The 22,653-nt window shown below is 47.1% G+C and carries 16 protein-coding genes and 1 pseudogene; all 17 read right to left on the bottom strand.

The annotated features are described in order from the left end of the window. Positions 1-6: 6 nt before the first annotated feature. Complete coding sequence (gene iorA / locus EI981_RS06580; protein WP_227011733.1) at positions 7-1,743, bottom strand: indolepyruvate ferredoxin oxidoreductase subunit alpha; 1,737 nt, start codon at positions 1,741-1,743, stop codon at positions 7-9. Between the two features lie 618 nt (positions 1,744-2,361). Next, positions 2,362-2,772: pseudogene (locus EI981_RS06575) on the bottom strand (sigma-70 family RNA polymerase sigma factor); the annotation flags it as partial. An 88-nt stretch (positions 2,773-2,860) separates the two neighbouring features. After that, positions 2,861-5,140 (bottom strand): GH32 C-terminal domain-containing protein, encoded by a 2,280-nt coding sequence (locus EI981_RS06570; protein ID WP_126996529.1) that lies wholly within the window; start codon positions 5,138-5,140, stop codon positions 2,861-2,863. Continuing rightward, on the bottom strand, positions 5,137-7,605 hold the full coding sequence (locus EI981_RS06565; protein WP_126996527.1) for a PfkB family carbohydrate kinase: 2,469 nt from the start codon (positions 7,603-7,605) through the stop codon (positions 5,137-5,139). Before EI981_RS06565 ends, EI981_RS06570 begins: the two co-directional genes overlap by 4 nt. A 27-nt stretch (positions 7,606-7,632) precedes the next feature. Then, positions 7,633-9,267 (bottom strand): ABC transporter substrate-binding protein, encoded by a 1,635-nt coding sequence (locus EI981_RS06560; RefSeq protein WP_126996525.1) that lies wholly within the window; start codon positions 9,265-9,267, stop codon positions 7,633-7,635. A 122-nt stretch (positions 9,268-9,389) separates the two neighbouring features. Next, a complete protein-coding gene (locus EI981_RS06555) occupies positions 9,390-10,286 on the bottom strand; it encodes a carbohydrate ABC transporter permease (protein ID WP_126996523.1) in 897 nt (298 codons plus the stop codon). Between the two features lie 11 nt (positions 10,287-10,297). Then, positions 10,298-11,248, bottom strand: a complete 951-nt coding sequence (locus tag EI981_RS06550) for an ABC transporter permease (protein WP_126996521.1) — start codon at positions 11,246-11,248, stop codon at positions 10,298-10,300. A gap of 251 nt (positions 11,249-11,499) precedes the next feature. Further along, a complete protein-coding gene (locus EI981_RS06545) occupies positions 11,500-12,468 on the bottom strand; it encodes a LacI family DNA-binding transcriptional regulator (protein WP_126996519.1) in 969 nt (322 codons plus the stop codon). Between the two features lie 274 nt (positions 12,469-12,742). After that, positions 12,743-13,438, bottom strand: coding sequence for an RNA polymerase sporulation sigma factor SigK (sigK, locus tag EI981_RS06540; protein WP_126996517.1), 696 nt, complete (start codon positions 13,436-13,438; stop codon positions 12,743-12,745). Between the two features lie 171 nt (positions 13,439-13,609). Then, the gene (locus EI981_RS06535; protein WP_126996515.1) at positions 13,610-14,128 is read right to left on the bottom strand and encodes a VanZ family protein; all 519 of its coding nucleotides are present in this window, start codon (positions 14,126-14,128) and stop codon (positions 13,610-13,612) included. A 148-nt stretch (positions 14,129-14,276) separates the two neighbouring features. Continuing rightward, on the bottom strand, positions 14,277-15,704 hold the full coding sequence (locus EI981_RS06530) for an amino acid permease (protein ID WP_126996513.1): 1,428 nt from the start codon (positions 15,702-15,704) through the stop codon (positions 14,277-14,279). Positions 15,705-16,114: 410 nt separating this feature from the next. Then, positions 16,115-17,782 carry a glycerol-3-phosphate dehydrogenase/oxidase gene (locus tag EI981_RS06525; RefSeq protein ID WP_126996511.1) on the bottom strand — a complete coding sequence of 556 codons (1,668 nt, stop codon included), beginning with the start codon at positions 17,780-17,782 and terminating at the stop codon, positions 16,115-16,117. Positions 17,783-17,946: 164 nt separating this feature from the next. Next, positions 17,947-19,437, bottom strand: a complete 1,491-nt coding sequence (gene glpK, locus EI981_RS06520) for a glycerol kinase GlpK (RefSeq protein ID WP_126996509.1) — start codon at positions 19,435-19,437, stop codon at positions 17,947-17,949. A gap of 78 nt (positions 19,438-19,515) precedes the next feature. Continuing rightward, positions 19,516-20,328 (bottom strand): MIP/aquaporin family protein, encoded by an 813-nt coding sequence (locus EI981_RS06515; protein WP_126996507.1) that lies wholly within the window; start codon positions 20,326-20,328, stop codon positions 19,516-19,518. 136 nt (positions 20,329-20,464) lie between these two features. Then, positions 20,465-21,058, bottom strand: a complete 594-nt coding sequence (locus EI981_RS06510; protein ID WP_126996505.1) for a glycerol-3-phosphate responsive antiterminator — start codon at positions 21,056-21,058, stop codon at positions 20,465-20,467. A 150-nt stretch (positions 21,059-21,208) separates the two neighbouring features. Beyond that, positions 21,209-21,610 carry an NUDIX domain-containing protein gene (locus tag EI981_RS06505; protein WP_126996503.1) on the bottom strand — a complete coding sequence of 134 codons (402 nt, stop codon included), beginning with the start codon at positions 21,608-21,610 and terminating at the stop codon, positions 21,209-21,211. 77 nt (positions 21,611-21,687) lie between these two features. After that, positions 21,688-22,485 carry a carbohydrate-binding protein gene (locus tag EI981_RS06500; protein WP_126996501.1) on the bottom strand — a complete coding sequence of 266 codons (798 nt, stop codon included), beginning with the start codon at positions 22,483-22,485 and terminating at the stop codon, positions 21,688-21,690. Between the last annotated feature and the right edge of the window lie 168 nt (positions 22,486-22,653).

Genomic DNA, 22,653 nt, shown 5'->3' with positions numbered 1-22,653 from the left:
TGTTCCTTAAGCCTCCTTAATACAGTTATAGGGACAAACTTGAGGACATATGCTGCAGCCTCTGCATTCCTGCCGGTCGATTACAACCTTCTTATCCACAATTTTTATTGCTGAACAGCCGAGTCTTGTGCATTTCATGCAACTCACACAGTCTTCAGTGATGTAGTATTTGGCTTTCGAATCGATTTCGGTTTGGGGTTTGATCAGTTCACAAGGGTGTCTGGAAATAATGACGAATGGCTCAGTACTCGCTTTGGCTAATTCAATACTCTGCCGCGTTTCTGAGACGTTGGTGGGATCAACAATTATGAGGTTATCCGGCTTGATGCCAAGGGCCAGGACAATATCTTCGATGCGTATAAAATTGGACATATCACCCTGGAGCGTTTTCCCCGTTCCAGGATTCTCTTGATTGCCTGTCATCGATGTGGAACGGTTGTCCAAAATACAGACGACAATCGGTGTTTTATTGTAGACGGCATTGAGAAGTCCCGTCATTCCCGAGTGGAAAAAGGTGGAGTCCCCGATAAACGCAAACACCTTTTTACCCATCGGCTTGAAGTCTTGTGTTCGTTGCATGCCCGTCGCCATGGAGATAGAAGCGCCCATACAAAGCACGGTGTCAAGCGCTTTGATCGGCTCAGTTCCTCCAAGCGTGTAACAGCCGATGTCACCTGCTGAGATCACATCCCGCTGACTCTTGACCGCGCTGTATAATCCAAGGTAGGCGCAACCAGCACATAGACGGGGCGGCCTGGCCGGAACGGAAACCGGCTCGTAAGTTGAAATTTCCTCCCGTGTGATCGCCTTGCGGATAATTTCCGGATTCAGCTCGCCACACAGAGGGATGATATCTTTGCCGATGCAATCAACTCCAAGCGTCTTCAGCGCATTTTCGATAAAAGGCTCGCCCTCCTCAACGACAATAATCCGCTTTACGCGTGAGGCGAATTCCTTTGCTTTTTTATCCGGGAACGGATAGCTCATTCCGAGCTTTAAATAGGATACCGTATCCCCAAAGACTTCTTTAGCGTATTGATAGGAAATTCCATTGGCCACAATGCCGATATCGGGTGAGTGGTATTCAATTGCATTCAGTGACGATTGGTTCGAATACGTTTGAATGTCGAGCAGATTGTCCTCGATTTCCAAATGCCTCTTGCGGGAAATTGTCGGGAGGAGCAGCCGATTTAGCTTGTTTTTCCTATACTCCTTATATTCTCCTTCCGCTTCCGCGTCTTCGTCAAAAGATACGATGCTTTTAGAATGGGACACTCGCGTTGTTGTCCTGAACATGACAGGCGTATTAAAGCGTTCGCTGATTTCGTAGGCCTCCACCATCATATCTTTGCATTCCTGAGAATTGGTCGGCTCCAGAAGCGGCATTTTGGCGTGGCTAGCATAAATGCGGTTATCCTGCTCATTCTGTGAAGAATGTATGCCCGGATCATCCGCAGTAATGATGACCATTCCTGCATTTACGCCTTCATAGGTCATATTGAAAAACGGATCGGCCGCCACATTCAGCCCGACATGCTTCATCGTTGTCAAGCTGCGGACCCCTGCGATGCTGGCGCCTGCGGCAACCTCTAGAGCAACCTTTTCATTGGGTGCCCATTCAGCATAAATTCCCTCGTACATGCTAATACTTTCGACAATTTCCGTGCTTGGCGTTCCTGGATAGGACGAAATAATCTTGCAATTTGCTTCATAAGCACCTCTGGCAATTGCTTCGTTCCCCATCATTAGAGCTATCATTGGATCGTCCTTTCAACTCATCGTTTTATGGGCATGCCTCTCATTTACAAAAGAATCTTTAATTAGTGGAAATTCGAGGAATTTAGACCCTAATATAGGTTTCTATATATAATAAAGGGTTTACATTAAAATTGTTACTTTATTTTCTATAAAATCACTTATTTCTTTGGGTATTTTTGTATTTTTCACAAAATTGAAAGATTTATAGTACCCTATCCTATGCTCTTAAAGTAATTAAGCATTTTGCATTAACTAGATAGCTTGATAGGCAAGGATTTTCAGGCATAAAAAAGGGACTTTACACCAACTGAGCAAAGTTTTTCGGTGACCAAACCAAAAATCCCAAGAATTGAGGAATTCATTTTCGATCTTCGCCCTTATGCCAAAGAGCTGAGAAGTCGTTCACCCCGAGGAGCTGAGGGTCGCTAAGCTAACACTATACGAATACAGTATTTATAAATGGTTGTAACTCTTTGATTATAGTTTTATATCACTCATACTCATTGCCCCGTTAGCTGTATAGCATTGTAAAGTCATTTGTCAAAATTAAAAAGGCTGCCATGCTTCTTACACATGGCAACCTTAGAGCTATAAACTTATTATTCAGCGTTTCGATTTATAAAATTCATGATACAGCTTCATCAGAGCCCGCTTCTCGATTCGGGACACATAGCTGCGGCTGATCCCAAGCTCTCTGGCAATTTCACGCTGGGTTCGCTCCTCGCCTCCATGCTCGAGGCCAAACCTTCCTTTGATGACTTCCTGTTTCCTGGAATCCAGAATATCAAGGTTCTGATATATTTTGCTCTTCTCCATCTTAAGCTGAACCCGGTCAACGACATCGTCCTCTTCTGTTCCAAGGATATCGATAAGGGTAATTTCATTCCCCTCTTTGTCAGTTCCGATCGGATCGTGCAGCGAGACATCCTTACGGGTTTTCTTCAGTGATCGGAGATGCATTAGTATCTCATTTTCTATACATCTTGCCGCAAAGGTCGCCAGCTTTGTTCCTTTTTAATAAAGCGCTTTTAATATGCAGTGTAAACTTCCTGAATGTATATTGCTCTCTAAGTCTACAGGCAAGAAGCGCCTAAGCGCTTCTCTACCAAATAGACTGCATATCCCATACTTCCATAGATTTAACAACGAGTTCGCCGTCTCCCCAGATCTCTAGCCCCAAGGCGTCCTCACGGCTCGGATATACCCGGGTCGTCAGACTTTTCAATCCATTGGCATAGGCTTCGACCATAGAGCGGTCCAAATAGATGTGAAGCTTCAAATTCTCACCTGGCAGCTCCAGCTTACCGCCTTGAACTCCTCTGCACTTTTCTCCTGGATGAAGCGTCGTTTTCGTCCGATCTACCAAGAGTTTTGCTTCATTGAAATCATAATACAGCAGACTTTCCTCTTCTCCATCCGGTGTACGCCGAACCTTAATTCCGAGTTGTGTGGCACTAGCCGGTTCCAGTTCCAATTGAATCTCAAGCATGTCACCCTGAACGTCCCTTAACAATTCATTAGCCTCGGTCAATGACTTGTCACTGAACGATATCCGCTTAGCACCACGCAGGGATTGAAGTTCCTGAATCGGCTCGATTCCCAGCCTTCCATCATCCCGCAAATACACGCCCAATGGCAAGCCGGCGTTATGAGCCCAGCCCGATTTATACTCCAGTTCGGACGTTCGGTCGCCTTGGGCGATCGTAAAGACGATGTTTCTGCCGGTCTTCGGATCGACCATTCCGCTCGGGCCGGTAAAATGGAAATCGCCAACATCAATCAGTTCAGGCTCCTCCCGATCCGGAATGAACGAGAGACGTTCTTTGTCTAACTGTCCGATCCAATAGAATACCTCGACATCGGCGCCTTTTCCGACAGGGCTTACCAGTAAAAGATGCTTGTTCTCACCCTGCTTGTCGGTGCCAAGGGGAAGGAGGACAGGGAGCTCCCAGATGGGTCCAAGATAGGGGAACTTCTGAATGTCCGCTTGATAAAATGGCCCTTTGTACGTCCAATTCATCATATCTTTTGACGCAAATGCCAAGGCGGCACCACCTTCGCCATCGATCCCCGATCCGACCAGGGCATACCAGCCGTCATCATCTTTCCAAACGAACGGATCGCGAAAATCCCCGAATGCGCCCATTCCCTTCTCCTGTACAATCAAAGGCTCCGGATGTTTGATCCATTGAACCAGATCCGGGTCACCATCCCGGGTATAAGTACTCCGGGCAAGCGCCACGCTCTGATTTGGAGAAGCACTGTCATTCCCCGCCGTAAAGAACAGGACAGGCAGACCGTCCGCATCATAAGCTGCGCTTCCCGACCAGATTCCGTCCGGTGCAAGCTGATCCTTTTCCGGCGCCAGAGCTACGGGTAGATCACGCCAATGCACCAGATCCTTGCTTACCCAATGTCCCCAATGAATCTGATAAAAGAACGGCCCTAACGGGTTATGTTGATAGAACAAATGATATTGCCCATCAAAATAGATCGGCGCATGCGGTTCGTTCATCCAATGGGCGGGTGGGCTGACATGATACTGCGGTCTGTGCCGATCTAGCATAAGAGGTGTCCGATCCAGCTTGATCTCGTCATATTGAAGTTGAGGCTTGGCACCTCCTTGCGAGGCGTCCAGCACATGCCGGTAAGAGGCAGCCACTTCCTCTGCACTTAAGGCCCGGTTATATATTTTCAGATCATCAATGATACCGCTAAACATCTGGAGGTTGAATACTCCTCCCCACTGGCTGCTGTGATTATTTTTGCCAATGAGCAAATCCGTGCCCGCTGCCTCGGCGAGGCGGGAACCGCGAGGCACAGAAGACGAAGCAATTTCACTCCCGTTCAAATACAGCTTGATTTCCCCCTGATTCCCATCGAATACAGCGTTTAAATAAGACCATTCATTCTTGGGCAGCTCATGACCGTCCGGGGACCAAATTTCCATCCAGTTCCCTTCCTCAAGCCCCACCTGAAAGGACCAACTGCCGTGTCGGAACATGCCAAGCAGATAACCCTGCCTGCAGTCCATATTATGGCGGTTGACAATAGCCGCCAACTTCCCTTCATAGCCCCAATCATAGGTGCGTGGAGCAACCCATACTCCGATACTTAGGGCGGATAGAGGTTCACGCCCGTTGGTTGTGGTTCCCTCCTTGACCGTATGAGCAATAGAAGTCGAGTAACCGTCGAACAGGAGCCCGCTTCCCATTACTCCCTGTCTCCACTGCGGATCAGTCGGTTCGGTAAATTCGGCTTGATTAAATACGTACTGAATCTCATCCCGGACTTGAGATACTTTCTCCAGAGCGCTTGCTCCGGCTCCTTCATCAAAAGGCCAATGCATGATTAATCCATGGTCATCCGCTGGGCAGCTCATACATTATCCCTCCCCACAGTCAGCTCAGCAGTGCTATCGGGAATAGTAATGGATTTAAGCATATGAATCTGAAGCGAATGCAGTACAACCTGCCCTGATTGCGTGCTTACCTCAACCTGCTCAATCGGAGCGTCAGGGAAGATTTGATCTGTCAGCGTAACCAGGCCATGATTCGCATACACTTCAACCGAATTGCGGTCCAACCAGATATGCAGCTTGATCTTATCGTTCAACGCAACCAATCCGGCACCGTGCTTGGTAGGAAACAATGAGTGGAAATCCGTAACCCCCGATTTTGAACGATCGATGAACAACCATTGGCGCTCAGGATCGTATCCGATCACAACCTCACTCTGCCCAGAAGATTTTAACCTGATATGAACCTCTTTGCTGGTCCGGATATCGATATCTGCCTCAATTTCCAGCAAATCTTCATTTACCTTTTGCAAAAGTGGAGCCTCCGGTTTAATAGTAACGTCATTCCAGCGGATGGACCCTTTTCGCAGTTGCTCCAATTCCCGGACTGGCATTTGGGTCAAAGTCACACTTCCGTCCCGGTCGGTCAGTGACAAGGCGCGAGGTAGCGTCATAGCTCCTCTCCAGGCACCGGTAGGCGTCTCGTTGGCATACTTCCAGTTACTCATCCACCCGATGATCACGCGGCGTCCGTCTTGCTCAGGAACATCCGACCAGGTGACTCCTGCATAATTGTCTCTGCCATAATCCAGCCACATGATATGATCGGCCGTATTGTCATTAATGAAAGACTTTCCGTCGAACTCTCCGATAAAATATTGCGTACGTGATCCTTCCGGACAATCGGGATTATCGCCGATGCTTATGATAAGCACCCATTTGGAACGACCGGTGTCATCAATCGGCAATTCAAACAGATCAGGGCACTCCCAAACTCCGTCATGCGAACCTACTCCTTTACCGAATTCACTGGTCAACGACCACTCACGCAGATTTTCGGACTGATAGAATCGGACATGATCTCCAGCCACAATAACCATAATCCAGCGCTCGCTTTGTGCATGCCAGAATACCTTCGGGTCACGGAAGTCAACCAGATCATCCTCTGAGAGCACGGGATTCCCCTCATATTTGTGCCAGGTATGGCCTTTATCGCTGCTGTATGCCAAACTTTGACGCTGGCGCGGCTGTCCGGTCTCCGGATGTGTATCCGCATGGGTAAAGAGCGCAACCAATCCGTGCGAATCTTCGAATAATCCGCTGCTATTCTTCCAATCCACCACACAACATCCAGAGAAAATGGCGCCGTGCTCATCCGGGAACAGAGCGATCGGCAGATGCTCCCAATGAACCAGGTCTTTGCTTATTGCATGGCCCCAATGCATCGGCCCCCATTTATTACCGTAAGGATGGTGCTGATAAAATAAATGATAGCTTCCCTCGTAAAACACCAATCCGTTCGGGTCGTTCAACCAGTGGGATGGAGGTGAAAAATGAAATCCCGGTCTAAAACGTTCATCCATGTTCTGTTTCTTGGATTCTATCATCTGGTTGATTTCTTCTGTTGTCGGCATTGCTCCAAGAGCTCCCTTCCGTGTTGTTACCAATGCTCCGCCGGCATTAGCAAAAGTCAGCATGCTAACGATTTGCTGGTTGGTCAGATCATTCAAAGAGCTTCCCGTTTCGAGGATCTTATACAATAAGCAGCCCAGAAAGGCATCTCCGGCCCCTGTCGTGTCGATGACCTTTACTTCGAACCCCGGCACATATCCTTCCTGACCCGACAAACGATAATAGCATCCTTTTTCCGCTAAAGTAACGACGATCAACCCGATATCAAATTGATGCGCCAGCTCCGATGCGCCTTTTTCAACATCGCTGGTACCCGTTATAAAAGAAAGCTCTTCTTCCGATATTTTCAAGATATCCGCATGCTTCATGCCCCAAAGGATGTTCTGCTTTGCTTCCTCTTTACTTTCCCATAACGCAAAGCGGACATTCGGGTCGAACGAGAGCAGAACTCCTGCTTCCTTAGCCTTAAGGACTGCTGTTCTTGTTGCCGTACGGGCCGGTTCATGGGTCATGGATAACGTGCCATAATGTAAGACTCTGCTTGTTTCAAGCATTTCCAGCGGAACATCCTTTACGTGCAAGAAGGTGTCCGCTCCCGGCTTCCGGAAGAAGCTGAAGGATCGATCTCCTTTGTCATCCAGATGAACAAACGCCAGCGTTGTACTTGCTTCATCTGTATAAGAAACTCCGGACACATCAACCCCGATGCCAAGCAAGGTATCGTGCAGCAAGGAACCGAATTGATCCGCTCCAACCTTGCTAATCAGTGCTGATCTGGCCCCCAGGCGGGATAACGCAGCGGCTACGTTGGCCGGAGCCCCTCCAGGATTGCATTCAAACTGCTCGTTACCTCTCGCTGAACGACCAGCCGGCGTAAAATCTATTAATACTTCTCCAATAGCGATGACATCAAGCACAGTTTCTCCCCACCTATTATCTAGTATTTATTGTTTTAAATTTGCATTATAACGATCCAGTCCTGTTTGATAGATTTCCATTAATTCATTCAGGCCCATTTTCTCCAGTGTCTTAACATAGCTGTCCCACTGTTCATCCACGTTGCCGTCAACAATGAATTTACCTCTTTGCGTATTTACAAACTTAATTAATTCAGGTTCAATCTTGTTGATTTTGTCCAATTCCTCTGGTTCAAAGAAGATGCTTGGATAGTTTTCCTTTTCCATGTAGGCATTGTAGTATTGCTCAAGATCTTTAGCACGCTGCTGGGCACGCGGCTCCATATCTACAACTTTTCCGAAGTCTTCAAAAGTAATGACGCCAGGTCCGCCCGAACCAGGGGCCACCTTTTGACGAAACTCACCAGCCGATGTTCCCTCAGGAAGCGGCAAGTTCACCAATTTCCCGTTTTCATCCTTCTTAAATACAACGTCCAGCGGTCCCCAATGGATTTGAGCGGCCATGTAAGGTTCATATTGCTGATCGATCCAACGCATTGTGATTTCTGGGTTTTTGTCTTCTTTTGTAATTACAAAGGCAGCACGCCCTGGACCACCGCCATTGGCGCGTCCGATGGTTTGATCTCCATTAGGTCCCTTGAGCGGAGACAACAGTACATAATCCTTACTGCGCTCAGTTCCGACAACTTCTTCGATTTCCCACCAGATATAAGATCCGAGCGTCTCATCTTTCGTTTTCCCTTTTGCCAGATACTGTGCAGCGTCTTGGGTAAAGGATTCAGGATCAATCAGACCTTGTTTATACCATTTTTCATTGAAATATTTCAGGGCTTCCTTATATTCAGGCTGATTGGCGGTAAAAATCACCTTTCCATCACGGACAACCCGATGCTCGAGGTTATCTGGAAGTCCGAATGCACCGAAAATTCCGGCAATATCCATACACCATTGCATGTGCATAAAGCTGAGCGGGATTTCATCCTGCTTTCCATTGCCGTTCGGATCCTGCGTTTTAAAGGCAAGCAGTGCTTCCGTATATTCATCCAATGTTTGCGGAACTTTTAGACCCAGCTTATCAAGCCAGCTTTTATTGATGACGTGAAAGAAAGGATTGGTTCCGAGATTATTGTCTTCCCAGGACGGAAGCCCATAGATATGCCCATCGGGCGCCGTGATTGATGATTTGATGTCAGGCCGGCGCTCAAGCAGCGCTTTCAAGTTAGGCGCATATTGATCAATTAAATCCTCCAGCGGAATAATGGTTCCGTCTTTGCCGTAATTGATTAGCTCATAATCGGTAAATCCAGCTGCGTAAAAGGCATCCGGCAAATCTTCGCTCGCGATTAACAAGTTTTTCTTTTCTGCATAATCGGTGTCAGGAATGTTCTCCCATTTGATCTTCACGTTCGTTTCCTTTTCCAGCCGCTTGAAGATTTCCATCTCCGAGAACACGGGTGCCAATGCAGCTTTCGGGGACACCATTTTTATTGTCACAGGGTCGTTCACGATCGGAAGACCGGTTTTGTTGAAATTCGCGTCTTGAACCGAGCTATTTGCTTGATTATTTGACCCCTTACCGCTGTTTCCGTTTCCCGAACATCCGCTAAGCACAAATGCTCCAGCTAACACAACAATCCCTGCACTTTTGAATAATGAATTCATCTACATAACCTCCCTTTTTTTCATCCAACAAGTTCAAAATCATAGATCTCTCTCTTCGTTGCTTTTCTATGGCATTTATCTGAATTTGCTGCACATCCCCCCTTTCAAGCACCATGTCAGCATCAGCCTTTGATCGAGCCGATCATCACGCCTTTAACAAAGTACTTTTGCAGGAAAGGATACAACATCAATAGCGGCAAACTGGATACGATGATGACACCGTATTTAATCAGTTCTGTAACGCGCATTTTAGCCGCGTAGGATTCCACATCGATCATCATGCCAGAGTTGACCTGATTCTGAACAAGAATATTGCGAAGTACCAATTGAAGCGGATACTTGCTTTCATCGTTCAAGTAGATCAAAGCGTCGAAGAAACCATTCCAGAAACCGACAACATGATACAGCACCATTACAGCCAGGATCGACTTGGACAACGGCAGGACGATACTCCAGAAAAATCTGGTGTTGGAACATCCGTCAATCGATGCCGCTTCCCACATTTCATCCGGTATGGAGGATTGAAAGAATGTCCTGACGATAATCACATTGAACACACCGCCTGCCCCAGGAATAACAAGTGCCCAGATCGTATTCAGCATGTGAAGATCCTTGATTAGCAAGTAGGTCGGGATAAGTCCTCCGCTAAAAAACATGGTAACCATCAAAAACCACATAATTGCAGATTTCCCTACCAGATCTTTACGAGCTAACGGGTAGGCCGCAAATACAGTTACGGCAACTCCGATTATTGTCCCTAGAGTTGCGTATAGAATCGAATTGGCGTACCCGATCCATATGGATGAATCATTAAAAATCCGCTCGTAACCATCCAACGTGAAGCCTTTGGGAAACAACCAAACCTCACCAGAGTAGATATAGTTTGGGTCACTGAACGACGCAATCAGTACAAAGTACAACGGGAATAATACGAGCAGCATAACTATGGACAACAGAACATAGTTGAAGATGTCAAACCATATGTCTCCTCTGCTCTTTCTCTTCATTAATTGATTCAAGACGATTCCTCCTACCACAGACTAGTTTCTGTTATCTTTTTAGCGATCCGATTGACGGTGACTATCAGGATAATATTGATGAGTGAGTTAAACAGGCCAACTGCCGTAGAAAAACTGTATTGAGCCTTTTGTATCCCCATTTCATACACATAGGTCGGGATAATATTGGAGGTACCATAATTCAAATCGCTCTGCATCAGAAACGCCTTTTCAAAGCCGATGCTCATAATGTTACCGAGTGCGAGAATTAACAGAATGACGATTGTTGGCAAAATGCTTGGAATATCCACATTCCATACACGCTTCCATTTGCTCGCTCCATCCATAGTTGCCGCTTCATGCAGTTCCGGATTGACTCCAGCAAGAGCAGCGAGGTAAATAATGGTCGAGAACCCTGTCTCTTGCCATATCCCTGACAATATATATAGAGGACGGAACCAGCCTTCGTCGGCCATAAACAGAATGGGATCTCCTCCGAACATGGTAATGACATGATTCACGATCCCGCTATTGGGAGACAAGAAAACATTCAGCATGCCGATAAGTACAACAGTAGAAATAAAGTGCGGTGCATAGATCACAGTCTGCACAAATTTTTTGTATCTCTTACCGAGCATCTGATTCAGCATCAGTGCGATAATGATTGGAGCCGGGAAACCAAACAATAACGAAAGAAAACTGAGTGAGAGCGTATTCGTGATGATGGTCCAGAAGTTATAGGAGTTGAAAAAATCTATAAAGTGTTGAAATCCTACCCATTCACTTCCCCAAATCCCCTGACTTGGCGAAAAATCCTTAAAAGCAATTTGAACTCCGTACATCGGATAATATTTGAATACGAGATAAAGAATAATAATCGGCAGCAAAAACAGATACAGCTCATAGTCGCGTTTAACTCGGCTCCATCTTTTTCGTTTTGGTTTGATCGTGGAGTGATCCAACGAGCTGGTTCTCGAATTCATTCAACTACTCCCTTTCATGTAAAAGTAATCAGCCTTATTGAAACGTTTCCAAATTATTTAATTAAAACGCCATTGGATAGACCTTGATCGATTTATGTCAAGAATCCATCGAATGAGCTGATTTTTTTAAATTAACATGTCATTTTGAAACAGTATCACCTTCAAATGAAACGTTTCCAATTCAGTTCAGAAAAACGTCAGTTGGTAACATCTATACCGGGTTAGCTGATGTTTTTCTGATCCAAATGGAGTCATGTAGTCTCACCTTGCTTGAATTTAACGGGGAGACGATATACTTGCTTATCCAAGGGTATGCCTTCAATCTTGCTGTAGAGAAGTCTGATCGCCATGCGTGCCATCTCTTCCACGGGCTGCCTGATCGTTGATAAGATAGGATGAAAATAGGGATGATCCTGTATGCCGTCATAACCAATAACCTTTACATCTTCTGGAACGCGAATGCCCTGTTTGCGTGCTCTTTCTATATAACTGGCGGCCAACATATCCGTAATAGCAAAAATGCCATCCACATCGCTATGCTCACTTAAAAACTCTTTAAAATAGGCATCTTCATCCACAATGGGGTCCGGTTTCTCGTAGATCACAACATCGACTCCCAAAGCTTGCGCCTCATCAATGAATCCTTTTCTCCGATTCATGGTTTCACTGAAGACGGACGTGACGCTTCCCATAAAAGCCGGCTTTCGGGCTCCTGCATTAACAAGCTCTCTTAAGGCTAAGCGTCCACCCTCATAATTATCCGAAGTCACACAGGTTATTTTCTTGTTAAAGTGTCTGTCGATACTTACAATCGGAATATCATCGCCTATATTATTCTCAATATCGTTATAAGTGATACCAACAATACCTGCGACTTTGTTTTGCCTAAGCATATCCAGATAATACAGTTCCTTTTCAGGTTTGCCACCGCTATTGCATAGCATGAGCTTAAAGCCTTCAATATCCAATTCATCCTCAATGTAATATGCCAATTCAGAAAAGAAAGGATTCCAGATACTTGGAAGCAACAGGGCTACCATCTTGGATCTCTGCATCTTGAAATTTCGAGCCACTTCATTAGGGATATAATTAAGTTCTTGTATAGCCTCCTCTACTTTTCTTCGTGTATTGGGCTTTACGGCTCCAGAGTTGTTAATGACTCTGGACACGGTCCCCACAGCAACACCAGCTAAGTTAGCTACATCTTTAATGCTTGCCATATAACCCCCCCGAACTCTGTTACGAAATTATAATAACATCAGATTGGAAACGTTTCAACTATTATTTTGGAAACGTTTCAAAATTAATTTATAATCTTCTCCATATAATGAAGACGGGTAGTTCCGATTGCTGGGAAAGAATCTTTCATTTTACTAATACACTTGGCTCCCTGGATAAAATAAAGACCGAGCATGGCTCGGTCCGGCATTAGATTGTATTGTACTGTACTTTCACAATATTACACTGATCTGGATCTATGGTAGAAATACCCCGCTATTTCTTCTTATAAAACTCATGGTACAGCTTCATGAGCGCTCTTTTCTCGATCCGTGACACATAACTCCGGCTGATCCCAAGCTCTCTGGCAATTTCACGCTGAGTCCGCTCCTCGCCTCCGTGCTCGAGGCCGAACCTTCCTTTGATTACTTCCTGTTCTCTGGAATCCAAAATATCAAGATTCTGATAGATTTTGCTCTTCTCCATCTTAAGCTGAACCCGATCAACGACATCGTCCTCTTCTGTTCCAAGGATATCGATAAGGGTAATTTCATTCCCCTCTTTGTCAGTTCCAATTGGATCGTGCAGCGAGACGTCCTTACGGGTTTTCTTCAGCGATCGGAGATGCATCAAGATTTCATTTTCTATACATCTTGCCGCAAAGGTCGCCAGCTTCGTTCCTTTGTTCGGACGGAAGCTCTCAATCGCCTTGATCAGGCCAATCGTACCAATTGAGATCAGATCCTCCAGATCTTCGCCGGTGTTATCAAATTTCTTCACGATATGCGCCACAAGCCGCAGATTATGCTCAATCAGCAAATTGCGGGACATCGCGTCGCCTTCAGCCATTCGCTGTAGGTGCTTCGTTTCCTCTTCTTCCGTCAGCGGCTGGGGAAAGGCATTATTCTTTACATATGAGACTAACAAGGTCAACTGCTTAATAAACAGCGCAATTGCGGATACCAACTCCATGAACAGCACCTCCACGTCGATTAGCTGAAGAGGCAAGCACATCCTAGTACACCACTTCAGCACACAATGAAGTTCAGTTGTACATTGTATGTGGGCTGCGGCCCAGATGTGCCTGTTCAAAGGGAATTGATTCATGATAATAAATGTTTCTACCTATTCCGTCACTTCCCATTAGAAGCGTATATTTGGGCGGGACCTACGCTTACGATAATGGAAAAAGCCTCCCGCTATAACGTAGCAGAGCACGACTATGGCAATTCCGACACTATCGATGCCCACATCGATGGCCTGGCCTGTGCGATTCACGACGAAGGTCTGATGCCATTCATCGGATATCGCGTACAACAGCGCAACGATAGCTCCCCCTGTAATGGCGGATGCACGCTTCCACTTCAGGGCAAGCAGGGTTTGAATAGACAGAAATGTTAACACAGCGAAGATACTGACATGCGCACCTTTGCGAATAAAGAATTCGATAAAGTCATAAGGCATCGTCGAAGTGATTAACTGATCGTTATAATAAAATTCTATATCAGGCAGGCTCTGAACCAGCTTATCGGGAAGATGGGCCGCTAACGAGGGGCGAAGATCCTGCTCATAATAGGGCTGCGAAGATTTATAGAAGATAAAGGCCATACAGATTATCGCTAGTAGCAGCCAGATCAGAAATTTTTTACGCTGATAAGTCATATTTATGAGATCCTCCTCCTTGTATTTCCTTATTTTATCTATTGTTTGTCCAAAAAGAAAGAGACCGCAGCCTTGTGGCTCGGTCTCTAGACGTTGCTCAGAACATGCTCAACTGGAGCATTCAGCGTCTGACTAATCTATGTTGCATCTAGGTCTTGCGATTCGTTCTGGCGAGCACTGGCAAAATCAGGCCAAGTCCAAGCAAAATGAACGGAGTCGCGATGTTTAAGCTTATCTGGAAGTACCATTCGCTCGTGAAGGATTCAACCTTGGGGAACATCCCCATCAAGCAGGCGAAGGCGGTAAATAGGAAGCACCATAGGCCAATAACAAAGCCAAATGTATTGTTCTTCACAAATTGATAAGTCGTCTCGAACTTGTGCGACATAAGCATCAGAGCCATAAAGGCAGCAAACACCCATAGGTAGCGAAGCGGCATTACAATCGAGTTCAGATCGAGCAGCCAGTTGAACAAGGAGTTCATATTGCCAATACCTAACGCTGGGACAATGATCAATATACCCACCAGGATGGCTGTCATAATATAGCCATTCACCGGTGTACCGCGCTCATTAATCCTAAGCAGCGACTTCGGTACGTAGGCTTCATCGGAATCCGACAGCAGCACACGTAACGGTGCATCAATGGAAAAGGCTAAGGCTGATATTTGTGCTAGCACATTTGCTAGCGCGTAGATGATCATAATCCAGTTGCCGAGTCCATAATATTCCCCCAGAATCTGAAAGGCATAATATTGCCCGTTCATCTTCAAGTCTGCAGGGATTTCATTGGAATTGAACATGAGTCCCATAGCGTAAGAGCCTAGCAGTGCGCAGATCGCAACCATAATCGCTAACGTAAGCATTCCTCGTGGGAACTCCTTCGACGGATTGTACGTGTTGTTTACGTATGGCGATATTTTCTCCGCGCCGCCCACAGCAAATACGAGCATGGATATCGTAGTGAAGTAGGCGAAGTTAAAGTCAGGGATGAACGTCTTCAACGTAATATTCGGGGTTGCCACTTCTATTCCCCGCAACGAAGGCGCTGCAATCGCGAGCACAATGTAGAGAATCGACATCACAAAGACGGATATGCCCGCGATCGTACCGATCCGCCGAAGAGAAGTAACCCCGCGCGAAGCCATCCAGAGAAAGAGCAAGAATATGACCAAGCATAACGATTGAACCAGAAGAGTGGACAATTCCTTGATAAACATGCCATTTTGCTTTACCGCCCATCCCAATGCGATCAATATCGCCTGTGGCTTCTGCGCCAAGTAGGGAACATGAACGACCCAGTAGGTCCATGCTGCCAAATAAGCGATCCTGGCACCCATCGTTTCTTTAATCCAGCTGCTTACCCCGCCCTTGCCATGCCGGAATGTCGAGCCTAATTGTCCAACCATTAAGGAGTACGGTACAAAATACAAAGCGATGATGAGAATCCACGAGGTGATTACGGTGAGTCCTTGATTGGCGTAGTTGTTGACTACATTTCCAAAGCCCCAGACGGAAACAAAAGCCATCAGTGCGACATTATACCATCGCAGCTTCTTTATATCATTGTCTTCCATAATACTCAATCTCCCCTTCTGTCTTGCGCATGGGTGCATGGATTGGAAGTGCTTCTGATGCGGCCTAATTCCTAGTGCTGGCATATTCTAGGCCTACATATTAGCTTTAACTTTGCCTGTAATACGCCACTTCATGCATCAGGTATGGGATTGAGCAGGAGGCCTGCTTCCCTACAGTCGGTCGTAGGTCAAGCAAGCCTCTCGAGTTCTTGGTCATAGATTAGCCCCTGTAACGAAACCTGGTATCGTTATTTGAGCTAAAAGAAGCTGCTCCAAATTGTAACGAAACAAGGTAACGCTATTTAGGCATAAAACTATCTTTTACACTGAATTTTTCGTAAATAACGATATGGTGTTTCGTTAGACTTAAATCTCTGTCATTTTGGGGGGAATAGCGATATGGTGTTTCGTTAGAGAGATTCCATAGGCACAACGGCCTGATGCAGGGCGATGTCCAGCTCTTCCGTATACTCAGTTCTCTGTTCAGGTGTCCAGCCAAAGATAGAAGTCATAAATCCAATCACCCGCTCTTTCCAATCCCGTACCCACTGAATATTGAAGAAGAGCGCTCCGGTGCGCCGGATGAAGAAATCAACTGGCTTCACCGTCATTTCCTCCTCTATGGCATAGACGAGTGGGACAAGCACTTCGAGCGGTAGTCCGGTTGCTTCCACTTGCCCACGGCAGCGATCCGCGAGCTCGAAGAGCCGGTCTGCATTGGAGCCGTAATGATGCGCCCAAGTCTTAGCGAGTATAGCTTCCAGACCTCGCTGCGCACCTTCCTCTGTTTTCTTCTGAACAAAGTCTGGAAATGCATCGGAACCACCCACATTCCCGCCCGAGATCGGCAGCTTCTTCGTCATCGCCTGGACGAACGCCTGCCCCTCTTCACGGCTTAGCAACTGCATGACCAGATCAACAATCGTCTCGGCCATCTTGCGATAACCGGTAAGCTTGCCGCCGGCAATTGTTATCAGTCCAGAAGGAGATTGCCAGATCTCATCATGGCGGGAAATTTCCGACGCGCTCTTGCCTTCCTCATAGATAAGCGGACGAACGCCTGCCCAGCTGGATTCGATATCCTCCACACGAAGCTGGATCGTAGGGAACATATAATGAATCGCCGCCATAATGTAGTCGCGATCCTCCTTCGTCATGACAGGCCGGAGCGGATCCCCCCGGTAGAATGTATCCGTCGTGCCTACATAGGTCTTGCCATCGCGCGGAATCGCAAACACCATCCGGCCGTCTGGCGTGTCGAAGTAGATCGCTTGCTTTAGTGGAAATCTGGATTGATCGATGACTAGATGGACCCCTTTTGACAATTGCAGATGCTTGCCCGTCTTGGAATGGTCCTTGTTACGAAGTTCATCAACCCATGGTCCTGCTGCGTTAATGATCTTCCGTGCCCGGTACTCAAACCTCTCCCCATCCAGCTGATCAATCACTCGCACACCAACGATCTTGTCGTTCTCATAGATGAAGGAATCCACCTTCATATAATTGATGGCCATCGCCCCGTTGTGAACCGCTTCCTTCATCACCTCAATCGTCAGACGAGCGTCATCGGTGCGGTATTCTACGTAATACCCCCCGCCAAGGAGCCCTTCCCGCTTAAGCAACGGTTCACGGGTCTTCGTCTCTTGCTCCGACAGCATCCGCCTCCGTTCATGATGCTTAACCCCGGCCAGGAAATCATAGATACGAAGCCCGATACCTGTGCTGAATCTGCCGAATGTTCCGCCACGATGCAGTGGCAGCAGCATCCATTCAGGCGTCGTCACATGCGGGCCGTTCTCATAGACGATGGCGCGCTCCTTGCCGACCTCAGACACCGTCTTAATGTCGAATTGCTTCAAATAACGAAGCCCCCCATGTACCAGCTTGGTTGAACGGCTGGACGTTCCTGCAGCAAAATCCTGCATCTCGAATACGGCAGTACGAAGTCCTCGTGTCACCGCATCCAGGGCAATCCCCGCCCCGGTAATTCCTCCGCCTACTACGATCAGATCAAGCGGCCCCTGTCCCATCGCTTCTGTCATCGATTTACGTCCTGTTGCGGAAAATGCAACTGTCATCCCATTAACCTCCCTCGTCATAAAGACGGTATATTGAAGTGGGTCATTGTAACAAAAAAGCCGCAATAACACTAAAGTCACGGACTCAAGTGCAATTGCGGCTTCTCTATTCTCCAACCGAATTTAAATATTAACTTATTAAAAATTGTAGCATATTTGTGTCGTTATTTAAATACTTTTGTCGCCTCAATTGCTTTGCCCCAACCTGCATAAAGTTCATTGCGGCGCTCTTCCGACATCGACGGTGTGAAGGTGCGATCGATACTCCACTGTGTCGCGATCTCATCCCGGCTTCCCCAATATCCGACAGCCAGGCCAGCAAGGTACGCCGCACCGAGAGCTGTCGTCTCGAATACCTGTGGACATTCTACCGGCACGCCTAGCATATCGCTCTGGAATTGCATCAGGAAGTTGTTCTGAATCGCCCCGCCGTCGACGCGCAGTGTTGTAAGGCCGATCGAGGAATCCGCCTCCATAGCGTTCAATACATCCTTGCTCTGGTAGGCTAGTGACTCCAGGGTGGCACGGATGAAATGCTCTTTACTGGTACCCCGCGTCAGACCGAAGATAGCTCCCTTCACCTCGCTGTCCCAGTATGGCGTCCCCAATCCAACAAAGGCTGGGACCACATATACGCCGTCCGTGGAATCTACCCTGCTCGCGTATTGCTCGCTATCCTTTGATTCCTTAAGCATACGCAAGCCGTCACGGAGCCATTGAACAGCGGAGCCCGCCACGAAGACGCTGCCTTCCAATGCATATTCCACCTTGCCGTCGATTCCCCAGGCGATTGTGGTGAGTAGGCCATGCGAGGATTGAACCGCCTGCTCGCCGGTATTCATCAGCATGAAGCATCCGGTGCCATAAGTGTTCTTGGCCATGCCTTGCTGGAAGCACGCTTGCCCGAACAGGGCAGCCTGCTGATCGCCAGCGACGCCGGCAATCGGAACTTCTTCACCGAAGAAATGATAATTCACCGTGTTGCCATAAACTTCAGAGGATGAACGTACTTCCGGCAGCATCTGCTTCGGAATCGTCAACAGCTCCAGCAGCTCATCGTCCCATTTCAATTCATAAATATTGTACATGAGCGTACGCGAAGCGTTGCTATAGTCAGTCACATGCACCTTGCCGCCGGTAAGCTTCCAGATCAGCCATGTGTCGATTGTGCCGAACAGCAGTTCACCACGTTCCGCCCTTTCCCGAGCCCCGGGAACATGATCCAGAATCCACTTCACCTTCGTACCGGAGAAGTAGGAATCGATCAATAGTCCGGTCTTGGAGCGGAATAATTCCTCATAACCTGCAGCCTGCAGCTCATCACAGATCGACTTCGTCTGTCTCGATTGCCATACGATCGCATTGTAGATCGGACGGCCCGATTCCTTATCCCATACGACGGCTGTCTCACGCTGGTTCGTTATGCCAATCCCAGCGATCTGCGCTGGCTTCACGCCAGATTCAATCAGACAGGTAGCGATAACAGCGAGTATAGTGCCCCAGATCTCTTGAGCATTATGCTCCACCCAACCCGGCTCCGGGAAAATCTGAGTAAATTCCTTCTGAGAGACGTGTACGATCTGACCAGCTTTATCAAATAAAATAGCTCTGGAACTCGTTGTCCCTTGATCAAGAGACAGAATGTATTTTTCCATGCGAATTTCCCCCATTAATAATATTATTCAATGAATCGAACATCACTGTGCCAAGAGTTATGAGGCAATTTTTGCACCTTACATCGATACACTCCGTTTTGCGCTTTTACCGAAGAGGAGCAGCGAGAGAAGGAGAATAACGACCGCTATTCCTATCACAATCCATATGGTACCATCCACGCGGCCCAGGAACACATTTTTGTAAAATAACGCTCCAAACGAGCCCCCAAGCAGTGGACCTACAACAGGAATCCAAGCGTACCTCCAATTTGAGCTTCCCTTTCCGGGAATCGGGAGCAGCATATGGGCAATTCTCGGTCCCAGATCACGCGCCGGATTAATGGCATACCCAGTCGCCCCGCCTAACGAGAGTCCGATACTTACGATCAGAAATCCAACGATAAGCGGATTGAGTCCATCCGTGAACTTATTGGCTCCAATTGCAAGAATGCCAAGAACGAGGATGAAAGTTCCGATGATCTCACTCATCAGATTGGAGAATGGGTGATACACGGCTGGACTTGTCGCGAATACACTTAATTTCGCTCCAGGATCTTCTGTTACCCTCCAATGTGGCAAATAATGCAAATACACGATGACTGCACCGACGATGGCGCCCAACATTTGAGCAGCCATGTATAAGGGGACGTCCGACCAAGGGAAATTCCCGATGATCGCAAGCCCTAAAGTAAGGGCGGGGTTCAGATGAGCTCCGCTTATCGTTCCTACGGAATAAGCTGCGATGGCAACAGCTAATCCCCAACCCATCGTGATAACAATCCAGCCTGAATTTGCCGCATACGATCTCTTCAGCGATACCCCTGCACATACGCCACCGCCTAGTGCAACTAGTATCATGGTCCCGATAAACTCTCCCCAAAATGCCGACATAATTTACCCCTCCCATGAGTTATGACTGTTAGAACACAAAGAGACCTACATCAAGTTAGCACCCCATCCCCACAAATAGGGAGGGCGATGCATTTGAATGTAGATCTCCAAGTCTCCGTAACATTATTAACTTGATTCAAATTTTATTTAAAATTGCAAACGTTGTCAAATCCTTTTTTTCAAAGTCTGTCCATAATTGCTTGTTGGAAGTGGTCACTGCCTCCGCACCTGCCTGTAGCGCAAGCTTCACTTCTTCACTCGTAGAGATGAATCCTCCCGCCAGAATTGGCAGATTTGTTCTCTCCTTCACCTTGCGAATAATGCTTGGCATCCCCCCGGGCAATACTTCAATAACGTCTGGTTGCGTGTTCTCAATCAGCTTGCAGCTCTTCTCCAAGGCACTGTTATCAATCAGGAAAATTCGCTGTACAGCAAGAACTCCTTTTTGCTTCGCCTTTTGAATGACACTCGACTTCGTGGACAATATTCCATATGGCCGATACTCCTGACAGAGATATTCGGTCGCATGCGCATCGCTCTGCAGCCCCTGAATCAGGTCGAGGTGCAAGAACAGCTTCTTGTTCGCTTGTTGTACCATGTTGCAGGCATGCTTCAACTGGGAAATATGAACGTCGAGCAGCACAAGATATTCATAGGATGATGCAACGGCCTTCTCCAAATCCTTCATCTGCCTTGATGCGGGTAGAATCCGCTGTTCATAGAATTTCATAGTCTCGGGCTCCTTTAATCAGATATTTCCAATCTGGGTCAGATCATACGCAAGCCTTTAATAATTCTATTCAACGCAAACCGGCAAATGACAAGCATTTATTAACGTCGCTGGTCAGCTCATATCACTTATTCCCACGTACTGTCTCTCCTACAAGTGTTCCAGCGCATACGCCGTAGTCATTGTAATTTTGTCGGGCATGCTGTTGATTGGGAACCATTGCACATCTCCCAGAGCATGAGGCTCTCGGTTCTCTACAATTCCAGCAGCAATATGGGCCAGAAAGGTAGGCGCCACGTAGTGTGTGTTCTCCTCTGGTAGGATGTGATTAGTGACACAGAGCAGCCCATCAATCGCAATTTCAATACCTAACTCTTCTCTGATCTCGCGTCTAACTGCATCTTCAATCGTCTCCATGTAATCGACCTTGCCCCCTGGCAGACTCCAATATTCCGCTTCAGGCGCTCTCTTGCGAAGCACGAGCAGTATGCGGTCCTGATCATCTTTAATTACAGCTCCAACGCCTACCCTTGGCGATTTTTCGGCATTCATCACTTTTCCTCCTCTTCTATTGCAAAAAAATAGGGCCCATCCCTTGTTCAGAAGACGGCCCTTAACATTATATCAAATTACTTAGCCGCTTCACGGCCATAAACTTCAATTTGGCTTAGCGCCGGGAACGGAGACGGATCATCCGACTTGATCAGCTCTTTGAGCGTAACCCACTTCACTTGGCGCGGTGTAAGCTCGAATGTTTGCTTCAGATGAGTTTTCACCAGATCCAAAGTTTCTTGGCTGCCGTCCGAGAACGCTAATGTAACTCGCTCCCAGTGACTATCATGTGGGAAGTCCGCACGAATCGTCAAGACAACCTTATCAATCTCCACAATTCGACCAAAATCAACGGTCATCTCAGCATCAGGATTTTGATTAATTCCCCAGGATTCAAACGGCCATTTGCCATGTGAGTAGTTCACACTGTTGCCATTGATCGCATTTCGGGCCGCAAATACGGATTCTCCGCGAGTCTCCACATTAGCGAATGCATGGGGGTAGCTGGTGCTATTCTCATGTTGGTCATATACATTAAGCGCCAGATTTTTATAGGAATGGATCTCCTCCTCTGTAGCCAGGCGCGCGGTAAGCGTATGCAAATCACCTACAAATGTCTTCGGAGAATATGAGATCTTCTTCTCATCAAAAGGAATAATAAAGCGAATCTCCTGCCCCGTTAAATATACAAATGCCGGATCCATCGTATCCTCTAGCTGAATCACCAGATAAACGTTTTCATTTTCACTCGTCAGAACAATTTGATCCCCAGGTTCATAGTTTTTATCATAAACCAGATGAGCCTGGCCATGGTCCGAAGCGGACGCCAAAACAGCGCCATTCGCGCTTTGTATTTCAAGCTTCAGTTGTGTCATGTCGCATTCTCCTATTCTAGTATTAAATTTGGACGATATCTACATCTTATCTTATTGACTCCGGACAGACCAGTCTCGAAGCCAAAAGGTATAGAAAGTGCACATCTCATGCAAAAAAGGTCAAACATTGGCACAAATCCGTCTCATCTCCGTAACATCAGCCAGATT

The sequence above is a fragment of the Paenibacillus lutimineralis genome, assembly GCF_003991425.1.
Lineage (GTDB): Bacteria > Bacillota > Bacilli > Paenibacillales > Paenibacillaceae > Fontibacillus > Fontibacillus lutimineralis.
Note: the sequence above shows the minus strand (reverse complement) of the source record. Positions and strands in the feature narration are given on the sequence as shown.

Bases quoted from the DNA above. Each gene is read 5' to 3' on its own strand.
- iorA (WP_227011733.1), bottom strand. From the start codon at position 1,743: ATGGGGAACGAAGCAATTGCCAGAGGTGCTTATGAAGCAAATTGCAAG.
- EI981_RS06570 (WP_126996529.1), bottom strand. From the start codon at position 5,140: ATGAGCTGCCCAGCGGATGACCATGGATTAATCATGCATTGGCCTTTT.
- EI981_RS06560 (WP_126996525.1), bottom strand. From the start codon at position 9,267: ATGAATTCATTATTCAAAAGTGCAGGGATTGTTGTGTTAGCTGGAGCA.
- EI981_RS06550 (WP_126996521.1), bottom strand. From the start codon at position 11,248: ATGAATTCGAGAACCAGCTCGTTGGATCACTCCACGATCAAACCAAAA.
- EI981_RS06545 (WP_126996519.1), bottom strand. From the start codon at position 12,468: ATGGCAAGCATTAAAGATGTAGCTAACTTAGCTGGTGTTGCTGTGGGG.
- sigK (WP_126996517.1), bottom strand. From the start codon at position 13,438: ATGGAGTTGGTATCCGCAATTGCGCTGTTTATTAAGCAGTTGACCTTG.
- EI981_RS06535 (WP_126996515.1), bottom strand. From the start codon at position 14,128: ATGACTTATCAGCGTAAAAAATTTCTGATCTGGCTGCTACTAGCGATA.
- EI981_RS06530 (WP_126996513.1), bottom strand. From the start codon at position 15,704: ATGGAAGACAATGATATAAAGAAGCTGCGATGGTATAATGTCGCACTG.
- EI981_RS06525 (WP_126996511.1), bottom strand. From the start codon at position 17,782: ATGACAGTTGCATTTTCCGCAACAGGACGTAAATCGATGACAGAAGCG.
- glpK (WP_126996509.1), bottom strand. From the start codon at position 19,437: ATGGAAAAATACATTCTGTCTCTTGATCAAGGGACAACGAGTTCCAGA.
- EI981_RS06515 (WP_126996507.1), bottom strand. From the start codon at position 20,328: ATGTCGGCATTTTGGGGAGAGTTTATCGGGACCATGATACTAGTTGCA.
- EI981_RS06510 (WP_126996505.1), bottom strand. From the start codon at position 21,058: ATGAAATTCTATGAACAGCGGATTCTACCCGCATCAAGGCAGATGAAG.
- EI981_RS06505 (WP_126996503.1), bottom strand. From the start codon at position 21,610: ATGAATGCCGAAAAATCGCCAAGGGTAGGCGTTGGAGCTGTAATTAAA.
- EI981_RS06500 (WP_126996501.1), bottom strand. From the start codon at position 22,485: ATGACACAACTGAAGCTTGAAATACAAAGCGCGAATGGCGCTGTTTTG.